Source organism: Lentzea miocenica (genome assembly GCF_033949945.1).
GTDB lineage: Bacteria > Actinomycetota > Actinomycetes > Mycobacteriales > Pseudonocardiaceae > Lentzea > Lentzea miocenica.
In genome coordinates, this window is sequence record NZ_JAXAVW010000008.1 from 246,849 (window position 1) to 265,539 (window position 18,691).

The 18,691-nt window shown below is 65.5% G+C and carries 25 protein-coding genes; 8 read left to right on the forward strand and 17 right to left on the reverse strand.

The genetic code is table 11. The features are described from left to right. The first annotated feature begins 40 nt into the window (after positions 1-40). Positions 41-1,084 carry a replication-relaxation family protein gene (locus tag SK803_RS12285; RefSeq protein ID WP_406601521.1) on the forward strand — a complete coding sequence of 348 codons (1,044 nt, stop codon included), beginning with the start codon at positions 41-43 and terminating at the stop codon, positions 1,082-1,084. 4 nt (positions 1,085-1,088) lie between these two features. Further along, entirely contained in the window at positions 1,089-2,042 is a 954-nt protein-coding gene (locus tag SK803_RS12290; RefSeq protein WP_319966056.1) for a C40 family peptidase, read from the forward strand. Between the two features lie 94 nt (positions 2,043-2,136). Here the strand turns inward: SK803_RS12290 and SK803_RS12295 are convergent, their stop codons facing one another. The 6 genes from SK803_RS12295 to SK803_RS12320 form a co-directional block, all read right to left on the reverse strand. Further along, positions 2,137-2,874, reverse strand: a complete 738-nt coding sequence (locus SK803_RS12295; RefSeq protein ID WP_319966057.1) for a hypothetical protein — start codon at positions 2,872-2,874, stop codon at positions 2,137-2,139. 218 nt (positions 2,875-3,092) lie between these two features. Beyond that, positions 3,093-4,403 carry a HEPN/Toprim-associated domain-containing protein gene (locus SK803_RS12300; protein ID WP_319966058.1) on the reverse strand — a complete coding sequence of 437 codons (1,311 nt, stop codon included), beginning with the start codon at positions 4,401-4,403 and terminating at the stop codon, positions 3,093-3,095. A gap of 94 nt (positions 4,404-4,497) precedes the next feature. Beyond that, complete coding sequence (locus tag SK803_RS12305) at positions 4,498-4,776, reverse strand: hypothetical protein (protein WP_319966059.1); 279 nt, start codon at positions 4,774-4,776, stop codon at positions 4,498-4,500. 165 nt (positions 4,777-4,941) lie between these two features. After that, positions 4,942-5,730: a M48 family metallopeptidase gene (locus SK803_RS12310; protein ID WP_319966060.1), complete on the reverse strand. Its 789-nt coding sequence runs from the start codon at positions 5,728-5,730 to the stop codon at positions 4,942-4,944. Then, positions 5,727-6,605 (reverse strand): DNA-processing protein DprA, encoded by an 879-nt coding sequence (locus tag SK803_RS12315; protein WP_319966061.1) that lies wholly within the window; start codon positions 6,603-6,605, stop codon positions 5,727-5,729. The genes SK803_RS12310 and SK803_RS12315 overlap by 4 nt, the downstream gene beginning before the upstream one ends. Positions 6,606-6,673: 68 nt before the next feature. Then, positions 6,674-6,922, reverse strand: coding sequence for a hypothetical protein (locus SK803_RS12320; RefSeq protein ID WP_319966062.1), 249 nt, complete (start codon positions 6,920-6,922; stop codon positions 6,674-6,676). 586 nt (positions 6,923-7,508) lie between these two features. On the opposite strand from SK803_RS12320, the gene SK803_RS12325 reads away from it, so the two are divergent. The 4 genes from SK803_RS12325 (at position 7,509) to SK803_RS12340 (ending at position 9,446) form a co-directional block, all read left to right on the forward strand. Further along, positions 7,509-7,865: a hypothetical protein gene (locus SK803_RS12325; protein WP_319966063.1), complete on the forward strand. Its 357-nt coding sequence runs from the start codon at positions 7,509-7,511 to the stop codon at positions 7,863-7,865. A gap of 252 nt (positions 7,866-8,117) precedes the next feature. Further along, positions 8,118-8,690: an RNA polymerase sigma factor gene (locus SK803_RS12330; protein WP_319966064.1), complete on the forward strand. Its 573-nt coding sequence runs from the start codon at positions 8,118-8,120 to the stop codon at positions 8,688-8,690. A gap of 59 nt (positions 8,691-8,749) precedes the next feature. Beyond that, on the forward strand, positions 8,750-9,079 hold the full coding sequence (locus SK803_RS12335) for a hypothetical protein (RefSeq protein WP_319966065.1): 330 nt from the start codon (positions 8,750-8,752) through the stop codon (positions 9,077-9,079). Positions 9,080-9,299: 220 nt separating this feature from the next. Then, positions 9,300-9,446, forward strand: coding sequence for a hypothetical protein (locus SK803_RS12340; protein WP_319966066.1), 147 nt, complete (start codon positions 9,300-9,302; stop codon positions 9,444-9,446). A gap of 67 nt (positions 9,447-9,513) precedes the next feature. Here SK803_RS12340 and SK803_RS12345 read toward each other — a convergent pair whose 3' ends face one another. Then, entirely contained in the window at positions 9,514-9,678 is a 165-nt protein-coding gene (locus SK803_RS12345; RefSeq protein ID WP_319966067.1) for a hypothetical protein, read from the reverse strand. Between SK803_RS12345 and SK803_RS12350 the strand changes: the two genes are divergently transcribed. Further along, on the forward strand, positions 9,665-9,955 hold the full coding sequence (locus tag SK803_RS12350) for a hypothetical protein (RefSeq protein ID WP_319966068.1): 291 nt from the start codon (positions 9,665-9,667) through the stop codon (positions 9,953-9,955). The two genes, SK803_RS12345 and SK803_RS12350, sit on opposite strands and share 14 nt — an antisense overlap. 241 nt (positions 9,956-10,196) lie before the next feature. Here the strand turns inward: SK803_RS12350 and SK803_RS12355 are convergent, their stop codons facing one another. Then, complete coding sequence (locus SK803_RS12355) at positions 10,197-11,426, reverse strand: hypothetical protein (protein WP_319966069.1); 1,230 nt, start codon at positions 11,424-11,426, stop codon at positions 10,197-10,199. Between the two features lie 118 nt (positions 11,427-11,544). Here SK803_RS12355 and SK803_RS12360 point away from each other — a divergent pair, with 118 nt between their 5' ends. After that, entirely contained in the window at positions 11,545-11,745 is a 201-nt protein-coding gene (locus SK803_RS12360; protein WP_319966070.1) for a hypothetical protein, read from the forward strand. Here SK803_RS12360 and SK803_RS12365 read toward each other — a convergent pair. The 9 genes from SK803_RS12365 to SK803_RS12405 all read right to left on the reverse strand — a co-directional run bounded on the left by SK803_RS12365 (position 11,742) and on the right by SK803_RS12405 (position 17,767). Then, a complete protein-coding gene (locus SK803_RS12365; protein WP_319966071.1) occupies positions 11,742-12,356 on the reverse strand; it encodes a hypothetical protein in 615 nt (204 codons plus the stop codon). The two genes, SK803_RS12360 and SK803_RS12365, sit on opposite strands and share 4 nt — an antisense overlap. Before the next feature lie 206 nt (positions 12,357-12,562). After that, positions 12,563-12,835 (reverse strand): hypothetical protein, encoded by a 273-nt coding sequence (locus SK803_RS12370; protein ID WP_319966072.1) that lies wholly within the window; start codon positions 12,833-12,835, stop codon positions 12,563-12,565. Between the two features lie 318 nt (positions 12,836-13,153). Next, positions 13,154-13,741 (reverse strand): hypothetical protein, encoded by a 588-nt coding sequence (locus SK803_RS12375; RefSeq protein ID WP_319966073.1) that lies wholly within the window; start codon positions 13,739-13,741, stop codon positions 13,154-13,156. Between the two features lie 159 nt (positions 13,742-13,900). Continuing rightward, positions 13,901-14,776 (reverse strand): hypothetical protein, encoded by an 876-nt coding sequence (locus SK803_RS12380; protein WP_319966074.1) that lies wholly within the window; start codon positions 14,774-14,776, stop codon positions 13,901-13,903. Positions 14,777-14,832: 56 nt separating this feature from the next. Then, entirely contained in the window at positions 14,833-15,402 is a 570-nt protein-coding gene (locus SK803_RS12385) for a hypothetical protein (RefSeq protein WP_319966075.1), read from the reverse strand. Positions 15,403-15,706: 304 nt separating this feature from the next. Beyond that, the gene (locus SK803_RS12390) at positions 15,707-15,874 is read right to left on the reverse strand and encodes a hypothetical protein (RefSeq protein WP_319966076.1); all 168 of its coding nucleotides are present in this window, start codon (positions 15,872-15,874) and stop codon (positions 15,707-15,709) included. Positions 15,875-15,921: 47 nt separating this feature from the next. Continuing rightward, positions 15,922-16,221, reverse strand: a complete 300-nt coding sequence (locus SK803_RS12395; protein WP_319966077.1) for a hypothetical protein — start codon at positions 16,219-16,221, stop codon at positions 15,922-15,924. Between the two features lie 23 nt (positions 16,222-16,244). Next, positions 16,245-17,018, reverse strand: a complete 774-nt coding sequence (locus SK803_RS12400) for a DUF7178 family protein (RefSeq protein WP_319966078.1) — start codon at positions 17,016-17,018, stop codon at positions 16,245-16,247. Between the two features lie 359 nt (positions 17,019-17,377). Further along, a complete protein-coding gene (locus SK803_RS12405) occupies positions 17,378-17,767 on the reverse strand; it encodes a hypothetical protein (RefSeq protein WP_319966079.1) in 390 nt (129 codons plus the stop codon). Positions 17,768-18,691 lie beyond the last annotated feature (924 nt).

The following is an 18,691-nucleotide window of genomic DNA, read 5'->3' on the forward strand; positions in this document are numbered from 1 at the left end:
CCTTCCCTCATTCCGGCCAACGCCTGGGAGGTGCTTACCCGTGATCTCGAATCCCACGCCTCAAAGGGCATTGCGCGGGCACATGCCCCAGCGCCCCACACCGCGGGCGGCCACCACCGGGGAGCACCACACTCGGCTCGCCGGGCGGCTCACCCTTCGGGACCGGTGGCTGGCCCGGATGCTGCACGAACACAAGGTCTTCACCACCCAGCAGATCGTCGAGCTCTGCTACCCGACCATGCGCGCGGCCAACCACCGCCTGCTCGACCTGTTCAAGTGGCGCGTCGTCGACCGCTTCCAGCCGTTCGTCAGCTCCGGCACTGCACCGATGCACTACGTGCTCGACATCGCCGGCTCCGTGGCGCTCGCCTACGAGGACGGTCTCGACCCGAAACAACTCGGCTATCGCCACGAAGACGCCATCGGCATCGCCCACTCCCTGCGCCTCGCGCACACCGTGGGCGTCAACGGCTTCTTCACGAGCCTCGTCGCACTGAGTCGGGAGCCCGGCGCCCGCGGCCGACTGACCGCGTGGTGGTCCGAGCTGCGCTGCGGCCGGCTCTTCGGCGACATGGTCCGCCCCGACGCCTACGGCCGCTGGCGCGAAGACGGCCACCAGATCGAGTTCTTCCTGGAATTCGACTTCGGCACCGAGGACCTCGGCAAGGTCGGCCGCAAGCTGCACGGCTACGAAAAGCTCGCCACCGCAACAGGAATCACCACGCCCGTCCTGGTGTGGCTGCCCACCAGCCGCCGCGAAACCACAGCACGTCGAGCACTCGCCGACGTCCTGTCCCAGTTGGACCGCCCAGCGCTCGTACCTGTGGCCACCAGCGCCGCGGACGTCGCGGGCGTGGCCGGCGAGAACAACCCCGCCGTCGCGCGGTGGCTGCCGATCTCCGGTCCGGCATCGCAACGGCCCGGCCGGCTGCGCCTCGTCGAGCTCGCGCAGCTGTGGCCCCACGCCGACCCACTCACCGCGACGCCATCCTCGACCTCCGCCCAGGCCCAGCAGACGCCTGCGGAACTGGCCGCGCCGGACCCGCTTCCACCACCGCTTCCCACCAGCCGCTTCCGGAGGTGACCCCATGAAGATCGCCGTTGCCGCTGTCGCGGCCATCATCGCCGTCCCCATCCTCATCGGCGGCGTCGGCCAAGCCGTCGTCAAGGCCCTCTTCGGCAGCAGCACCCAACCCAGCCAGGCAGCGCTCGCCGACATCCCCGCTGACTATCTCACCCTCTACCGGCAAGCCACGAGCGTGTGCCCCGGCCTGGACTGGTCGATCCTCGCCGCCATAGGCAAGGTCGAAACCAACCACGGCCGGTCACCGCTGCCGGGGGTCTCCAGCGGAGAAAACTACGCCGGTGCCGGCGGGCCTATGCAGTTCTTGCAGTCCACATTCGACGGCGTCATCGCCCGCCACCCATTGCCCGCAGGTGGTGCCACACCACCATCCCGGTACAACCCGCATGACGCGATCTACGCAGCGGCCTACTACCTCTGCGACTCGGGAGCACCCAAGGACCTGCGCAAGGCGATCTTCGCCTACAACCACGCCGACTGGTACGTCGACGAAGTCCTTGCACAGGCCAAGAAATACAACGACGCCCTAATCGGCACTGGCGACTGCAACAACATCCAGGCACCGACACCCGCGGCCATCATGGCGATCAACTTCGCCTGCGGCCAACTCGGCCTCCCATACGTCTGGGGCGGTAACGGACCCGCCGACGGACACGCCGGATTCGACTGCTCCGGCCTCACCTCAGCCGCCTACAACGCCGCCGGGATCAAACTGCCCCGGACAGCCCAGACGCAGTACAACGCGGGTCCACTTGTGCCCGCCGGCCAACCGCTGCTTCCCGGCGACTTGGTCTTCTACGGCACACCCGGCAACGTCCATCACGTCGGCCTGTACATCGGCGCCGGCAAGATGGTGCATGCGCCGACGTTCGGCCAGCCGGTCCAGGTCAGCAGCTACCGTTGGAACGGGGACGACTATCTCGCGGCCAGCCGCCCCACCGGCGATGCTCGCGTCTAAAGTGGATATAGCTAGGCTGACTTTCTTCCGTCGGACGTTCAGGGGTGACAGCCCAGCGGTTGCCCCTGTCGGGCTCTGCTTCAACTCGGCGCGATCATGCAGTTTCAGTGGCGCGCTCGCGTAGCACGCTCAGAATGTCGGGCCGGTAGCGCGCCTTGACGCGGTGCTTGGTACCCCCCTGCATCTCCTTGATGAGCTTCGCGACCTTTGTGGCTTCGTCGAACTCACCGCCTGCTGCGAAGAAGGCACGCAACCAGGTGTCAGCGTCAAGCGGATAGCCGGCTGCGGTAAACACGCGCAGTAGCTGCACGACGGCATCCTTGCCGTTGCCACCCGACAGCCCGTTGTACTGCTCACCTACCCAGCACTTCGCGGCCTCAAGTTGCACGGCGTCTGGTGCTTCGAGTGCGGACCCGGTGTGCAGGTTCGTGGCGCCGATCCCGTCGAGCCAGACGCGGACCATATCGTGCGGTGACCAAACGATGACGAACAGTCTCGCGACGGACTCCGTCGTGACGATCTCGCGCAGCAAGTCGCAATCCCGTTCCTTGTAGGGATGCAGGACGATGAGCGGACGGCTGATCGTCTTGTCGGTGCGTCGGAGCTCATTGAGGTCTGACAGATCGATGACGTGCCGTTCGTCGGCGTCGTGGGCGACGAAGGTCATGAACTCACGGTCAGCGCTGTGGTCCGACTCGTACGTCTTCCGATCGGCCGTAGCGAAAACGTATGGCGGACTTCCGAGCCAGTCTTGGATCACGGCAGTCTGCTGCCGCATCGCGGTGCCGTGCTGTCCCCAATCTTCCCGGACCATGTACGCGAGTTCGGTCATGGGGCCAGTCTGCCGCAAACCTCGGACTTGGCGTCCACGGCTGCCGTGGCGTCCTCATCAACCCACCGGCACTCTTTCCCGATCGCCGGCCTCCGAACCGACCGGGTCGACCTGATCGGCACCGTCGGCCCAGGCCCACGAGCCTGCGCGTCGGCGGGAACAGCAGGAACAACGCCGCCACGTCGCTGATGGCACTTTCAGCTATCAGAAGGTATGTCTCAATTTGATCCCCGCCGGGTGTCCCATTGATCGGCCGCGATCGCTACACATTCCGCAACAAGGGAGTCTAGCACGGCGTCAATCTTGCGAACGTCATACGCCCCTTCAGTCAAAGTTTCGGCCGTCTGCTTAAGAAATTCTTTGCTGTAGGCCTCTTTAAATTCCAGCGCCCCGTGATAGATATCTAGGCTCTCCTTGTGATTGGTCCAGCGCACTTTCGCCGGCGAATAACCGCCGACGTCAAGATCGAGATAACATTCGATTGCCGCAGCGCGCCGATTGATGTCCGAGCAGTGGAGCCCCTCGGGACCTTGAGCCGGAAACGAGCGGAACTCTTCAAGCTCAGGCAACATGATTCCGCGCATGTTCACAGGAAGGGTGAGCTTCGACAGACGCTGATGCGCATCGAGACCCTCCGCGTCATTGTCGAACACGAAAAGAACCTGGTTTTGAACGTCTATTTTTGCGAGCCCTTCTGCGAACTTCACCAGGCTTCCTGTGCCGGAGAAGGGGTGACGCTGGCTCACGTCGATGAAGCGGAAGAAATCCGCTACCCCTGGCCGCAACAGCGCGAGCGCATGCGACAAAATATGGACGTCCGAACTGCCTTCAGTCGCAATCAGGAACGTCTCGGTTCGCCGAGCATCGGGCGCAAATTCCCGCTCGGTCGCCCACCCGGCTTGCACCAATGGTCCATATTGCCAGACGACAGGCGCATCCTTGTTCGCTTCAATCTCCGCCAAGAGTCGCAACACGGAATACGGGTGAAGGATATTCACCAAAGAATCGAAGAAATTTCGCTCCGAATGGACTTGAATGCCAGAGGGTCGATCTGCGGGGATCCGCTCGACCTGCACCTCTTTGAAGCGAGCTCGTACCCTCGCTTTGCCTGCATCGTCCGCATACGGAACAAAGGTGTCGTCGAGACTGTCGAGCGGGTACATGGCGGCAAATGCGACGAATTCCACAAAGTTCATCAGGCCAGGAACGAGATCTTCGCCGCCGATCTGAAGATACTTCCTCTCCTCCAGCCAGTTTTCCGCGACGGCGTCGTACTCACGCCGGACGTGCTCTAGATTGAAACCAAGGAGTTCGAGGCGAGGAACGACGCATTTGAGCGGTCGCGTGAACGCCATCTCCGAGGCTGTGGGGTCCTCGTCGTTCTCCTCGTACCAATCGTAGTCGATCTGATCGCTCTTGATCGCCTTTCGATCTTGTTCCTGAAAAATCGATCCGTGATCAAATCCGCAGTGATTCTTGCTGTACGTGATCGACACGCCAGCCACATCGAGCGTAATTTCCGTACCCAAGCTCCGCCTCCAACCGGTTAACTATGACGCCTGGCGACGTGTCAATGAGGAGGCTAAGCATATTCAATCTCACCCGTCAGGCTGCTGAAGGTTGTTACGATTCGTCGGCGGTGTCGCCTTCAAAGAGCTTGTACACGTTGCTGCGCTGCATCCCGACTTCCTTGGAGATCCTCAAGCGGGGCACTCCTGCGGCGTCCGCGGCCAGTACGGCCTCACGCCGCTTCTTCCGCGCTTCTCGTTGCTTGGCCAGGAGGCCGTTGATCTTGGCTTCGAGTTCGGCCTGTTGGGTGCGGGCGTCGTCCAGTTCCTTCTTGATCCCCTCGACCTCGGTTCGGCAGGCACGAAGCTGAAGAACTTCCTCGGGGTCGCTCATCGGGGAGCCTCTCTCGCAGGGTGTCACCGTCTTGCTTACGGTGAACCTTTCGTCGTCTCGTTGTGTCTATCACACATGTCTATCATCCCTGTGTCTAGGACATCTGGTGCTGGCGGGCGACCTCCGGTCGCGCCCCGAGGTCGCCCGCCGGATGGCTGCTCGCGGCTAGGTCGACGGCACGCCTGGCTTGTGGTCTCCAAGCCAGGCGTGCCTGCCGACCTCCGCGAGCTCGGCCTTGCGGTGCTGCCAGTCGGGCATCCACAGGTACATCTGCCGCTTCCAGGCGCGGCCATGAGCTGCTCCGTTGGGCTGGGTGGCGTGGGCCTGTTCGTGGACGAGCACATACTCGATCAACCGGAGCGGCAGGCCGAACACGGCCCAATGCAGCGTCGTCGTGTGCTTCGACAGTCCCTCGTAGATGCCCCAGCGGCGCCGTCCGAGGTCGCGCACGGCGTAGCTCAAGCCGGTGATGTGGCCGTCCAGTTCGTACTGGCGTCCCTCGCGGTGCAACCAGGCGAGCCCGACCTGCTGGTACAGCCCGATCACTGCCCGGCGGACCAGCTCTGGTCGCTGTCTCCGCGCGGACAGGACGCCGTCGGACGTGATCAAGGGCAACTGTGCGGTACCCGCGGGCGAGGCATCGACGAGCTGGAGCCGGTAACGCCGGCCGAGCAGGTCGAACTCCTCGCCGTCGACGAACTCCTTGACCGCGTGATCTGGGGCCAACCGCGTGGCGCTCTCGACCTTTTCGGCGATCCATCGACGATGGCTGCCGACAAACCGCGCAACCTGTTCCGGGGCGGCCGTCGGCGGGATCAGCACGGCGACACCGCCTCCCGGATTGACCTGGATGCCTGTCTTGCGGCGTCGTGGACGGATGGCCACTTCGACCTGCCACTCGGCCGGCAGGTCGAGGGCAGCCAGGGCTGCCCGGAAGGCGTCAGGGCCGATCATCGCACTCCCTCCTGGTAGTTGATGTGCTCGACCGAGCTGGCCACCGTGGCCGCGCCGGTGCGCAGCAACTCGTTCACGCCCTTCGACGTCACGGAGTGGATCGAGCCCGGCACGCCGTAGACCCGGCGGCCGAGTTCTCCAGCGGCACGGGCGATGGCGAGGGCACCGCTGCGCTGTCCTGCCTCGACGATGACGGTCGCCGCGGCGAAAGCAGCCAACAGCCGGCACCGCGCGTGGAACCGGATGCGGGCGGGTGGTGTGCCGATCGGGTACTCGCTGACCAGCAATCCGCCCTGCCCGATGACGGTCTGGTAGAGCCGTGCGTGCTGGTGCGGATGGGTGAGATCGACGCCGTTGGCGAGTACGACGATCGTCCGGCCGTCAGCAGCCAGTGCGCTGCGGTGCGCCTCCCCGTCCACGCCGAGGCCGCCGCCGCTGACGACGGTCACCCCGGCGCGGCCGAGCTCGTAGCCGAGGTCCGCGGCGATCGTGTTTCCGTACGCCGAGGAGGCACGTGCGCCGGTGACCGTGACGGCGAGGCAGGTGAGCTCGGCCAATGAGCCGCTACCGCGCACCCACAGCGCGAGCGGGACGCCGAGGCTGGCCAGGCCGGTCAGCCGCCCGAGCGGCCAGTCGCCGTCTTCGGGCGTGAGCAAGCGCGCCGAGCCGTCGTCGAGGGCCCGCAGGTCGTCGTCGATCTGGGCATCGGGCCGGGTGATCTCGCTGAGCACGGCGGTGGGGGCGGTGCCGTGCCGGATGCGCGCGAGGGCATCGACCGGCCCGTGGACGGCGACGTACTGGTGGATGGCGGGTGCGGGTGGTTCAGCTGCGCGCAGCAGGAACAGCCTGGCGTGCAGTTCATCGCGTGAAGGCATGGTCACACTCCTGGATCGGTCGGTTTGGTGGGTCGATGGGGTTCCGCGCCTGGCCGGTGCTGGTCCGGTTAGGGCTCGGTGCGGTCGTGCAGTGGGATGGGCAGGCGGTAGCCGATCAGCTCGCGCCAGCGGGAATCGCCGGTATGGATGTGAGCACCGGAGGCCATGAACCACTTGCCGGGCGGGGCATCGGCCGGGCGCGAGATGTAGCGGCCGTACTGGAACAGCAGGTAGACGCCCGGCGCGTCGTCCGATGGTTCGAAGATCCGGGCGAAGGCGGGCAGCGTCCGATCTTCTCCGACGCCGAGGATGGTCACGTAGCGGACGCGGGCGGACAGACCGGTTGTTCGGGCAGTGGATCGGGCCGGTCAGGATCTCCGCGCGCAGTCCCTTCCGGACGGCCGGGACCTCGATGACGCCGTCCCCGAGTTCGGGAATCTGGTCGAATTCCGTGATGCCCCAGGGTGTCTCGGTGTAGGCATCCAGGAGCCGGTAGGCCGGGAGGTAGTCGGCGCCATGGCGCACAGTGGCTTTGGCCTCGGCGCGTAGCCGGGTCAGCACCGTCTCGCGCAGGCGCTGTGTCCAGGCGTGCGCATCGCTGGTGCGCCAGCCGATCGTGCCGCTGGTCTGGTACTCGTAGCACTCCAGCAGGCACAGCACCGCGATCGGATGCAGCCCGCGGTCGGTCACCGTCGCGGCGTAGTCGAGCTCGATGGGGAGGACGGCCTAAGGCTCGTAGGTGGTCTGCTTCAAATCGACATAGGCGCCGTAGTCGATCACCCATACGTCAAAGCCGTTCTCCTGGTTCGTCTTGTGCGGAGTAACCCCGGCGGACGATGTGCAGGACGCGGGCGTCGAACGACTTGAGAAACCGCGGCGTACGCCTGGGCAAAGGCCGAGGCAATGCCGTCGGACGAGGAGATCACGCGGGTCCGCAGGCTGATCAGCCGCGTCAAGGCCGACCTCGCCAACACGCTCACCCGGCTGCGCCGCCAGAACGCGCACGTCAAGCAGCTCGAACGCAGGCTCTCCGAGGCACTCGGAGAGCAGGCCTGGCGCCGAGCGACATCGACGAACTACGGCAGCGGATCGCGGTCCTGGAACAGTAGGTCGAGCTCACCGACCGCCTGGGAGGAGCGCGATCAGGAGCTCGACGCCGCACGCGCGGCCAACCGCGAACTGATGCCGCAGCTCAATACCGCTGGGCGCTGCCCGGCGCCCTGGCAACGCGCGCCTCGGCCGATCAGGCAGCGCTGCTGATCCACGCGGATGCCGATCTGCGCGTTCTTCGTCATCGACGGCCCGTCCGGCTCCCAGAAAAAATCATGGACAAGTTTCGGGAGGATCTGAGCCCCCGATCGTTCCTCTAGTAAGCAGACGTCAGCCAGGGGCCTGCCCAGGCCGGCCATCCTGGGCTGGCCGCTGCGCGGGCTCTCGGAGTTTTCCGGGCCTGACCCGCAGGACACCGAGCCGAGCAGTGCAGTTCGGGGTCTGAGAACGAGGGAGGGAACCTTGATCATCAAGGGTCCTGACAGCAGCAAAGACGGGAACTCCGAAGGCGACGGCATGTCGATCGAGGCGTTCCTTGAAGTGATTCACCCCCGCCTGCGCAGCAGTGCGGGCTGGATGGTCAACGGGGACGACCACCTCGCTCAGGACATGGTTCAGGAAACCGCCCTGAAGCTCTGGCGTCGTCACCAGGCCCTCCGTGAAGACGGGAAAGAGCTCCGCCTGAGCACCGGCCTCGCCTTCGTAACCCTTCGCAACACCGTGAACGACCACTTCCGCAGGGAAGCGGTCAGGACTCGGACAAAGGGTCAGGCCGAAGTCGTCGCGTCGAACGTGACCGCGACTGACCCGGCCACCATCGTCACCGAGGACGACGCGACGAGAACGTTCTTCGAGTCGCTGGGTCCGGAGCAGCAACAGATCATGCTCCTTCACGTCGGGGGTTACACCCTCGCCGAGATCGGTGCCGAGCTCGGCTTGGCCAAGGGCACGGTCAGTAACTACCTGACCAGCATCAGAAAGGCCTTTCTGAGGTCGTTCCCCGATGCTATGCGGCGCCGCTTCCCTGATAGCTGAACAACCCGACTACGGATGGATGGGTTCCAATGCGCAAAGACGCTCCGGCGAGTTGCGACATGGCCCCTCGGACCTCCTCTGAGGAGGTGCGCCTGGGCCGCCTCCTGCAACGACTCGAAGACGACTACCAGGCCTCCGGCGGCTCCCCGGCCCGCGAGGGCCGGGGGCCGGTCCTCCGGCCGACCGAGCGGTCGGAGAACTGGCCAGCAAATGAGCTGGCCGAAACGCTCCGCCACGGAGAAGCAGGAGATCCCAGCAGCGCACGACGCGCTGCGGAACTCCTGGAACTAGTTGAAGACTTCCCGGCTGCCCAGAAGTGGTGGCATCGCGCCGCCACGCTCGGAGACCGAGACGCCATCAACTACGTCAGAGACGTCCTCAACGGATGACCTGCCCTCAGACCCCAGGACATCCAGATGAGGACAGCACAACCTCGCCAACGACTACTCCAGCATCCGCAACCAGCGGTCGCTGCAGCAGCCACAGCGAGTTGCATCACACGGTCAGCAAAGCGCTGGCCGACATGGGTTCTCTCACACCCGTCGAAGGAGGCGAACCGTCCAGATGACACCAACGGCCCTAGCGCCACTCCCTCGGAGCAGGGGGAGGATGGCAGTGTCGATCGCAACAGTGATGGCGATCGTTGCTGGCATCGCCGCTAGCGGCATCATCCCTGGCGGTGCTCTAGTGAGCACTGCGATGGCATGCATCATGGTGATCGTTGTTGCAGCGCTGCTGCGCCGCAGCACCGAGTGATACCGACTGAATGAACTGCCCCCGGGACGAGATGGCACTCGTCCCGGGGGCAGCCGTCACATCCCGGTCATCGGGAAGTTCTCGGGGCGTCGCCGTTCTTATCCACGACCGCGACAAACGCGGCGGACGGAGGACCGATGGCCACCACCCGCACCACAAGTTCGACCCGCTCCACCCGCAGCACCGCGTCGGACCCGTCTCCGACCACATCGCCGACCTTGATCACCATCATCGATGGCTGGTTGCGCGAGCCGCAGATCCGCGCGTTCATGCTCACCATCCTGGCGATGGTGCTGATCGGGCTGGTGCTCATCGTCGGCCTCGCCAGCGGTGCCCTCGGTGCCCTCATCAACACGGTCCTGCCCAGCCTGACGGCCAAGGTAATCGCCATGACCATCGGCACCACCCTCAGCGGCGGCGCGATCGCGTGGACCCGACGCCGCCGCGTCAAGCGCCGAAACAACCCGGCTGACACCGCAGCACCCACGCGTCCCGCTCCGAGCGCTTAGCGCTTCTACGTGGAGTCGGTCGACTCGGGCACGGGAGCGGGAACCAACCAACGATCGAGACGACTCGAACACCCGCCGCAACGAACGGCGAAGCGGGTCGGGACGCTCCATCGAGGTTCTTGCACCACACCTGTTGCCATCACTGAGATCAATGATCACGCCGCTGAGCTGCGGTTACTTGACCTAGAGTCGCCCTCAGGCGCGTAGATCCCCATAGACCGGATCTCCTGTTGCCCCGGTTCTACTTAGCTCTGGCACCCTGGGTGTTGCGGGTGTTCCACTGGGCAAGTTGGCGCCTGATGTCGCTGTCCTTCACGAGTTGATCAGGTGTGCCAGTGAACCTAAGAACGGACTCCAGCAGGGCCCGGTCTCGGCGGCCGGTGAGCTTCGGGACGATGAGGTCAAGCAACTCGATCCACTTCTTGCGAGGCAGGTCGAATTGGAGTCGGCTAGAGATCGAGTCGTTCGCGAAGATCCTCAGTGCCAGACTGGCTTGCTCGGTGTCGAACAGGCCGATCAGATCCTTGTAGATCGGGTCGGCGGACCAGGCTTGGCCGTGTCCGTTGGTAAGGAACACGTACACGACCACGTTCACGTAGGACTCGACGAGCTGGGTGGGTACGCTGCCGTACCGGCCGACAAGCTCCGCGAGCCGATTGGCTACGGCCGGCTCGTTGTAGAAGTTGTTCATGGCCGCGTGGGTGTCGAGCAGTTCCTGGAGCGCCTTGGCGAGTTCGGCGGTGCGCTCGGTTTCTGGCAGGTACGCGGCCCCGTCGACGAGGTCGAGTAGCTCTCGTGCCCGCTCGGCGCGGTCGTTGTCGGCGTTGGCACGGAACCGTGCCAGCTTGACGCCACATTCGTTGCGGGCGGTCTCGCTAACGTTGGGCCAGAGCTTGGGCCAGAGCTGGCGGACGTTGTCGAGGACGTCCGGGGTGGCGTCCGGGGGCGTGTAGATGCCGAACAGTCCGGCGGCGAGGTTGTCCGCCTGGGCATCGGGAAGCCCGTCGAAGAACGCGGCCGCCTTGTCCAGCTCGTCGGCCGGCAGGCGCTGTGCCTTGACGTTGTGTAGGAGGCGGCCGATGTCGGCGACGACGTTGGTGTGCGGGAGGGTGATGACCTCGCGGATACAGGTCTCCAACCACTCCGCGAGCTTCAGGCCGGTCAGGGTGACCTGGTTGGGGTGCGCGGCGCTGGCGTTATTGCGCATGTAGCGGATGTGATCGAGCTGCCTGAAGCCGACGTCGCTGATCAGCTGGATGCGGTTGGCTGCTTGCATCAGCTTCTGGTCGTCGATCTTCTTGAGGTCTTCCGGAGTCTTCAGGTCTTTCCGGCGGGCCGGGTCTTGCTCGGCGATCTCGAAGAAGTAGGCGACGTCGAACAAGGCGATCCGGGTCCGGAGCTCGTTGATCGTCTCGTTCCACAGGTAGTTCAGCGCCGCGTCGAACAGGCCGACCGAGGCGGCCAGCATCATCTTTGCGATGTAGGCGGCACGGGCCCGTCGTCGTTTTCCCGGAGTACCAAGGGAAGTCGGTGCCGCTCCGGCTCCAGCCGCCGGGCGCGTTGCCCGGCAGGGTAAGGCGTGAGCCGTCTTGAAATCCCAGGTCGACCCCGCGCTCGGCGAGGTGCTGCACGACGTGGCTGACCAGGTCTTGCGCATTGACCTTGCCGACGGCCGAGCCGGGCCGAGCGGGATTTTCGAGGTAGTTGTGCACCAGGTCTTCCAGCGTTTCGACCAGAAGCATCGCGTGAGTCCTTTTCGCAAGAACGGGTTGCCTGACGGGAGCGATTAGCCCCAGTTGCGGTGTTCGCGGTTCCACTTGGCTTCGACCTTGGGCGCCAGTTCGGCGCGCAGGTCGTCCACGGTCCGGCCGTGTTTGGCGGCGAGCGCGGCCAGGATGAGCTGCGCATCCTCGTGGTACTCGGCGATGGTGTCGCGGTGGAACGCGACGTTGCGCTTGGTAAGGAGGCGGGCGTAGGACAGCGCGTCGTTGTAGGAGCGCCGCGCGGTGAACTCGGTGTCGATCTGCCCGTATTGCTTAGTGCGCAGGGGTGTTCCGTCGGGTGCGGTGATCGCTTTGGCGGCTTTGGCTTTCGCGCGTTCGGCCTTCTCCGCTTCCCGCGCGAGTTGCTCCGGGGTCTTGATCCGGCTGGGCCGATTGCGGACCTCGACCGGCGCGCTGGGGTAGCACTCGGTGCACGCGGCCTTGCCGGCCTGCTCGACGATCTCGGTCTCGTCGTGCCCGGAGAGCTGGGTGAGCCAGGCGAAGCGCGTGGACGGGAAGCAGGTGCGGCACTCCATGGTGCGGTGGACGTGGCCGCCGGTGTTGAGGACCAGCCAGGCGCGGGTCCAGCCGCCTCGGCGTTCGAACTCCGCATCGAGGGGCGCGCGGCGGCCTCGCACTCGGCGATCGTCTGGCGAGCCTGCTCGATCCGGGGCTGCAACTCGGTCGCGTACTCGGCCATGCCGTCGTTCACCAAGCGCTGGACGCGGGCGGTGAGCCCGTTGACGGTGTCCTGGGCCTTGGCATGCTCGATACCGAGCCGGGCGAGCTCTTCGTCGATCTCGGACGGGGATGCGGCGGTGGGGTCGTCGATGGGCACGGTGGTTCACCTCGGAATGGGTTCGGGCCAGGCCGTGTCGGCCAGGCGGGGGCGTGCGAAGGCGTCGCCCGTGTGCCAGGCGCGGACGGCGGGGGCGAATTCGCTGGTGACGCCGCGGTCGAGGTCGCGGATGTCGATCGCGGTCTGGCCGTCGCGGCGGGCGTCAGCCCACAGGTCGATGACCTTGGTGAGGCTGTCGGCCAGCAGCGCGGTCAGCACGGTGGGTGGGTAGTCCTCGGCGACCGCGGCCAGCAGCCCGGCCATCTCGGTCAACGGCATGCCGGGGGGTGGTGTAGTGGTCGAGCTGGCGGACCGGCAGCGTGACCACGTGCTCGGGTCCAGGCTCCGCGCCGGCCAGGGTTACCGTGCCGAGCTGGACGTCGGCGCCGAGTTGGAAGACGTAGACCCAGAAGCCCATACGGTTGGTCGCGCGGGTGAGCGACTGGCGCGGCAGGCGGCGCTCCCGTGCCGCGTCGAGCGCCTTGGCGCGGTTCGCGGGCACGGTGAGCATGTCGTCCAGGCGCGCCCGTGACAGGTCGAGGCGGTCGTAGAACTTCACGAACACGAGGGGGCTCCTTTCCTTGTAGTGGCGCGGGTTCACGCGCAGATCTGGGCGAGCGCACGGGGTGGCAAGGCGGTGGTGGTCCAGCCGTAGAGGTCGAAGACCTGGCGGGCGTGGGTGCGGCAATAGAGGTCGAAGGCGCCGCACCGGCCGGCGTGGGTGGCGCGGCGGTGGCAGTAGCGCGGCGCGCGGCCGTTGCCGAACTCGGTTTGCCAGGTGCACACGCGCAGCCGGTGGACGCGGATGACGAGGCCAGGGCCGCCGTTGACGCCTGCCCAGCGGCCTCCGTCGACGTCGGTGGCGTGCCAGACGTAGCGGGTCCACATCCCGCCGGACGGGGTGTAGGTGCGCCGGCCGACCTGGCGGGCGTCGGCGGGGTCGATCGTGGCCAGGTGCCCGCCGGGCCAGGTGGTCAGCGCGTCGCCGGCCGAGGACACGTAGGCGACGAAGGTGTTCGCGCGGGCCATCGCGTGGCGTTCGCGTTCGTCCGAGCACGGGTAGCAGCTCGTGGCGCCGGTGGCCGGGTCGATCGCGCGGCCGGTGCCGATCCCGCTGGGGTCCGGGGTGGGCGGGTGGCCGCAGTCGAGGACGTCCGCCACGGGGGCGGTGGAGGAGGTGGTCATGGCGGTATCGGTCCCTTCAGGCCGGTAATGGGCGGAATCGAGAAGGCGCAGGTCGGCCGTTCCTCCACCGGAGGCGGCTCGAACGGCCGGAGGTGATCAACGGGGCGTCGGTCGACCGTCGACGGGGACGACCGACCGGGGGGAAAGGAGAGACGGAGGTCAGCGACAGTGGCCGGTGATCTGGACGAGGTGGGCCATGTCGACCACGGGCCCGGCCCAGTAGCGGACGTGGGCCGGTTCGTTGCCGATTCCCCAGACGTAGAGCCGGAAATCGGGGTCGCTCGGGCAGGCCCACACGGAGCGCTGACCGGGCCCGTCGGGCGTGGGGGCGCCGTGTTCGTCGCATCGGTCATCGACGACCAGGCCCCCGCTCCAGGACGACCGCAGGTGCGCGAACACCCGGACGTACGGGGCGTCGAACGGCACCGTGTGCGCCTTCTGCCGGGCCGTGACCCATTCGGCCAGTGCGTCCGCGGACAGCGGTCGGCGGGAGGTGATCACGGCGCGCACGGTGTCGATGTCGGTGAGTCGGCCGTGGTCGCTGCTGTCCGAGTAGGCCAGCGCGCACGGGCCGGTGAACCACAACGTGATCCACTGTGGGCCGCGATGCCAGCCGCGCGCATAGCCGCGCCGGTCGCCCAGTTCGGTGATCGGGATCGGTGGCAGCACGCCGTCCAGGCCCAGGTCCGGTCGGGGCGTCCACCCGTGTGCGCGGAGATCGTCGTCAATGGTCGGGTAGATCATGTCCGTGGTCCGGGCGCCGGAGTAGCCGCGTGCCGCGCGGCTCAAGGTGTCGGCCAAGCCGTTCATGCGGCCGGTGACGTTGCGCAGGCCCTGCACCGGCATCGGTCGCGAGCTCAGCGCGTCGTCGTGCAGGTCGGCCACCTGGCAGCGGAGTTCCTCCGCGAGCCTGGCCAGGCCGGAGAGGCTCGCGGCCTGCACGCGGTTCACCGTCTCCAGGGAGTCGGCCCGTGCGCGTTCCCGGTCGAGTTCCGCGCGCAGTGCGTCCAGCGTGGTCGGGTGGTCGGTGGTCATCGTGGTGCTCGCTTTCGTCGGTTGAATTGCGTGAATGTGCGTGATGGGAAAGGGGGTCACTGTTCGGCGAGCACGCGGTCGAGCTGATCAAGGAAGTAGTCGACGTCGGTATTCGGGCGCATCGCGTCGCCGGAGGGCATCCAGTCGAAGTCGTCGACGTAGCCGGCGCGGTCGGTGTGGTCGAAGGTGTTGACGTAGTCGGTGTGGTCGCATTCGCAGCAGTCCGGCGCGGTGACCGGGTACAACTGGCTTCCGACGTTCCGGGACGCGGTGGCCAGCGCGCGGTCACGGAACGTGGGCGCGGTATAGGTGGCAATCGCGGTGACCACGCGAGCGGCCGGGAATCGGGCGAACAACTCGGCCAACACGTCGTAATGGGCGTGCCAGCACGCGGAAATCGTGCGTCGCCTGCCGTTCGGGCCGGTGCCCTTGCCGAACGCGGATGCGCTCCCCTTGGCGCCACAACCGGCCGTGTCGGTGGCGCGGAGAGTGAATGTCGCGCGGGGGCCAGCGCGGTTGCTGCGATCCTCGCCCGTGCGCACGGCGATGTTTCCGTCGTAGAGCGCGCTGGACACGTCGCGTACGACGCGGTGAATATCGGTGAGGGACACGCCGTACACGAACATGGTTGAACTCCTTTACTGATTCGGGAAACAGTGGTGATGACGTGCGCGCGGATGAGTCGAACAATCCGCAACGGAAAGCCGAGCCGTTGCAACCGTTGCGCGCGGGTGAGAGCTGCGCGGCTGTCTATCAGTGAAATTTTCGGGAATTCGCTGGACGATTGCGCTAGATCCAGGAATCGACTCGGCGGACCGTGGTACCGCACTTATTGGCGACGTACTCCGCAGCGTCCGCCAGGTCCGAAAATCGGTACCGGTAGGCGGACAGCGGCACCGGACCGGCCGCGCCGTCGGTGGACTCGATACGTCAACGTCCGCGCGGTGCGCGCTCGCAGGCGACAAACGCACACCCATCGCGCGTGAACGCGACCGCGCTATCGGCGTCCTGTTCGCCGTACGTGTCGTCTGTCATGACGTAGCCGTTTTGGGCGTACTGAAAGTGAAGTTCTACGACGTTGTCCGCGTCGGTGGACATGTGATCTCCCTTGACGTTGGCCGATCGGTCGGTTACGTGCGCGGGTTTCAGGCCCAGCGCGGTTGAAATTCGTCGCGCAGTCCGTCAAAGGTCCACGCGCCGAAAATGCGGAACTGTCCGCAACGCACGCGGACGTGTGCGCGCGGGACAGAGCCACTCGGGGTGAATGTGGTGTGTTCGCCACGGCGGTAGGCGCCGCGCGTGGCGGTGACCATCACGGCGATTTCGCCGCACGAGGTGTACCCGGTCACCTTGGCCGGCACGAGTCCGGAAAAACTGTCAAGGAAGATAAGATCACCGATCCGAATAACGGTCATCCGAATCAAATGGAGTTGCGTGTTAGTCATCGTGAGACCTCACTCGGGATGCGTTAGGCGGCGGACTGGTAACCCGTGCCGGGGCAATTGGCGAGATGGGGCAGGTAGACGGTTCGGAAGTCGTTCCACGCGCGTTCGGAATTCGCGCGGGCCCGGTTGCGTCCACGGTCCAGCCGGTTGGGGCCGCGCCGTTGTTCGGCTTCCTGGTTGAGCCGTTGACGGGCGAGCCAGGTCACGGCCTGCACCTGGTGTGCCGAGACCCGTTCTCCCGTGCGCGCGGAGATCAGCTCCGCGGCACGGCGGTACAGGCTCACCACGTGGTCGTACTGCCGACGGGAAACCGTTCCGCCCTTGCGACGGAACCCGTTCACCGGCGCGGAGTCGTACTCCTCGGAGGTGAGCGCGCGACCGTGCGCCACCGACAGCGCGTGCCGGTCGATCACCATGCGCGGGTCATCCGGGTCCTGATCTCCGCCGAACTCGATCAGGTGGGCAAAGTCGCGGATCTTGGGACCGTTCAGGATGTCCTCATACCGCTCACCGGCGAGCAACCGGTCAGCCGCGCGTTTCTGGCCCGTCGTGGCGAACATCCCGGAACCGGGCCCGCCGATTCCCTTACCCTCGCGCAGTACGCGAGCGGCATTAAGGACGTTGCCGATCCATCCTTGCTGGGGCGAGTAGATCGCGAGCATTCCGGCGCCGAGATGGGCGTCACCATTCGCGATGGCGGTTGCCACGTGGTGCGCGTCGGCATACCAGCGCATTCCTTGCTCGATTTCGTCGGGTGTGGCCTGTTCCCAGTGCCACACGATGTTTTCGTGGCTCACGGGGTGTGCCCGGAACCATGGGTGATCGCTGGGGGTAGGCATGACAAGTCAATCCTTTTAGGTGATTCACGGTCACCGGCGAGTCGCCCCACAAGCGGGCCCATCCCGATTGCGCGGGACGCGCGCCGGCCGTTCGTACGTATTTGTCCAGCGCGAGCAATTCGCGTCGCACTTCTCCGACGTCCAATTTCCACAGTTCACGGGAGATCTCATCCCGCGCACGGTCAAGGTCAATCGCGCCCGATGAGGCGAGGGAATACAGGGCGGACGACATGCCGCCGTGCCAATCGGACGCGATACGCCGCGCTTGTCCGTCGCTGATCATGACGATGACTGCACTCATGGTTTGCCTCTTTGATTCACGCCGCTACTGTGACCGGAATTGATTCCATGGCGGAAAAATCGAAAATGGCGAGCTGTGCGGTTTCCCGCGCGAGCGTCATTGCCTCGGACAGGCCTGCGGTCACGACGGAAACGTCCAGGTAGACGCGACCGGTTGCAGGGTCGCGCCATCCGCCGAGAACGCGACCGGGCAGCGAGAGCGCGTCTTTCGCTTGCCCGATGTATTCGTGAAGATCGTTACTGGTCACGGGGCCGTCGAAAACGCGTTCGTGTTCCGGGTGTACGGCAACCGCATAGCCCGTGCCGATGTCGGAACCGTCGTTCGGGTTGACGGAAAATCCGCCGTCAGGAACGGACAGAGCGTCCGCCATGGCGCTAATCCGGGCGGACCAATCGATCAGAGTCATAGTCATGGCGGTACTCCATTTCGCGCGAGAAAAGTGATTGACCGGCAGTGATTCAGGCCAGTTGTGAACTGGCACCGAAACGCGCACCCTCACCGTTGTGAGATCTCCGCAAAGGGACACATCCTGTATCCGTGCAATACGGCACTACTCGCATGATGAGGGTTGCGCGTTCCGATGGCACATTCCCTGAATCTTTAAACACTGTTGAGATAAGCCGTTATGTCTAGCACGCAACGCAAGGAACCATGCCCGTGAGGGTTTGACGTGCTATGAGCAGGCGAGAGCGACGCTCTCAAGCCAGAGAAACCCAATGTCGGCAACCGCCTAAAACAACCCCGAACGCCTACGCATTGCGACGTTTTCCGGCGCTAGACCACCATTGGCTTATCTTGGGGACACACCTGTGGCAGGCATGCCATTTATGCGCGCTACTCCGCCCTATAGCAAGAGCTATACAAATGGTGCTGCAAGCGCAGTTACTACACATTCCCTCTCGGAAATGAGCGTTTGGCTACGCGTCGTTCACCATTCCGCTCTGCACGGATTCGCTGCCGACCGCACGGCCCAAGCCGTTGCCCGCGCTATACGGGACTTAAGGTTGTTGTCGTTAGGAAAGTTGCCGTGGTGATCGACTCGCAGGGACGCCGTGCCCTGGTCCTCGTCGCCTCCTCGGTAGCTGTCCTGCTGACATGTCCATTAGACACCCAAGTAGGACACTCCGCAAGAGGAGGAGTCTCTGCCGTGACCTCGCCGTGACCTGATCTTGCAAATGTCCTGGTCAGCCCTCACATGCACGCTGCAGCAACACTCGCGCCAACCCCGTGCCCTTTGATTCAGGGGACTGCATAGGAGGGGAACAGCCGGCACGACGGAGCCCAGCGGACGCGACCAGCGACCGGCACGACGGAGCCCAGCGGACGCGAC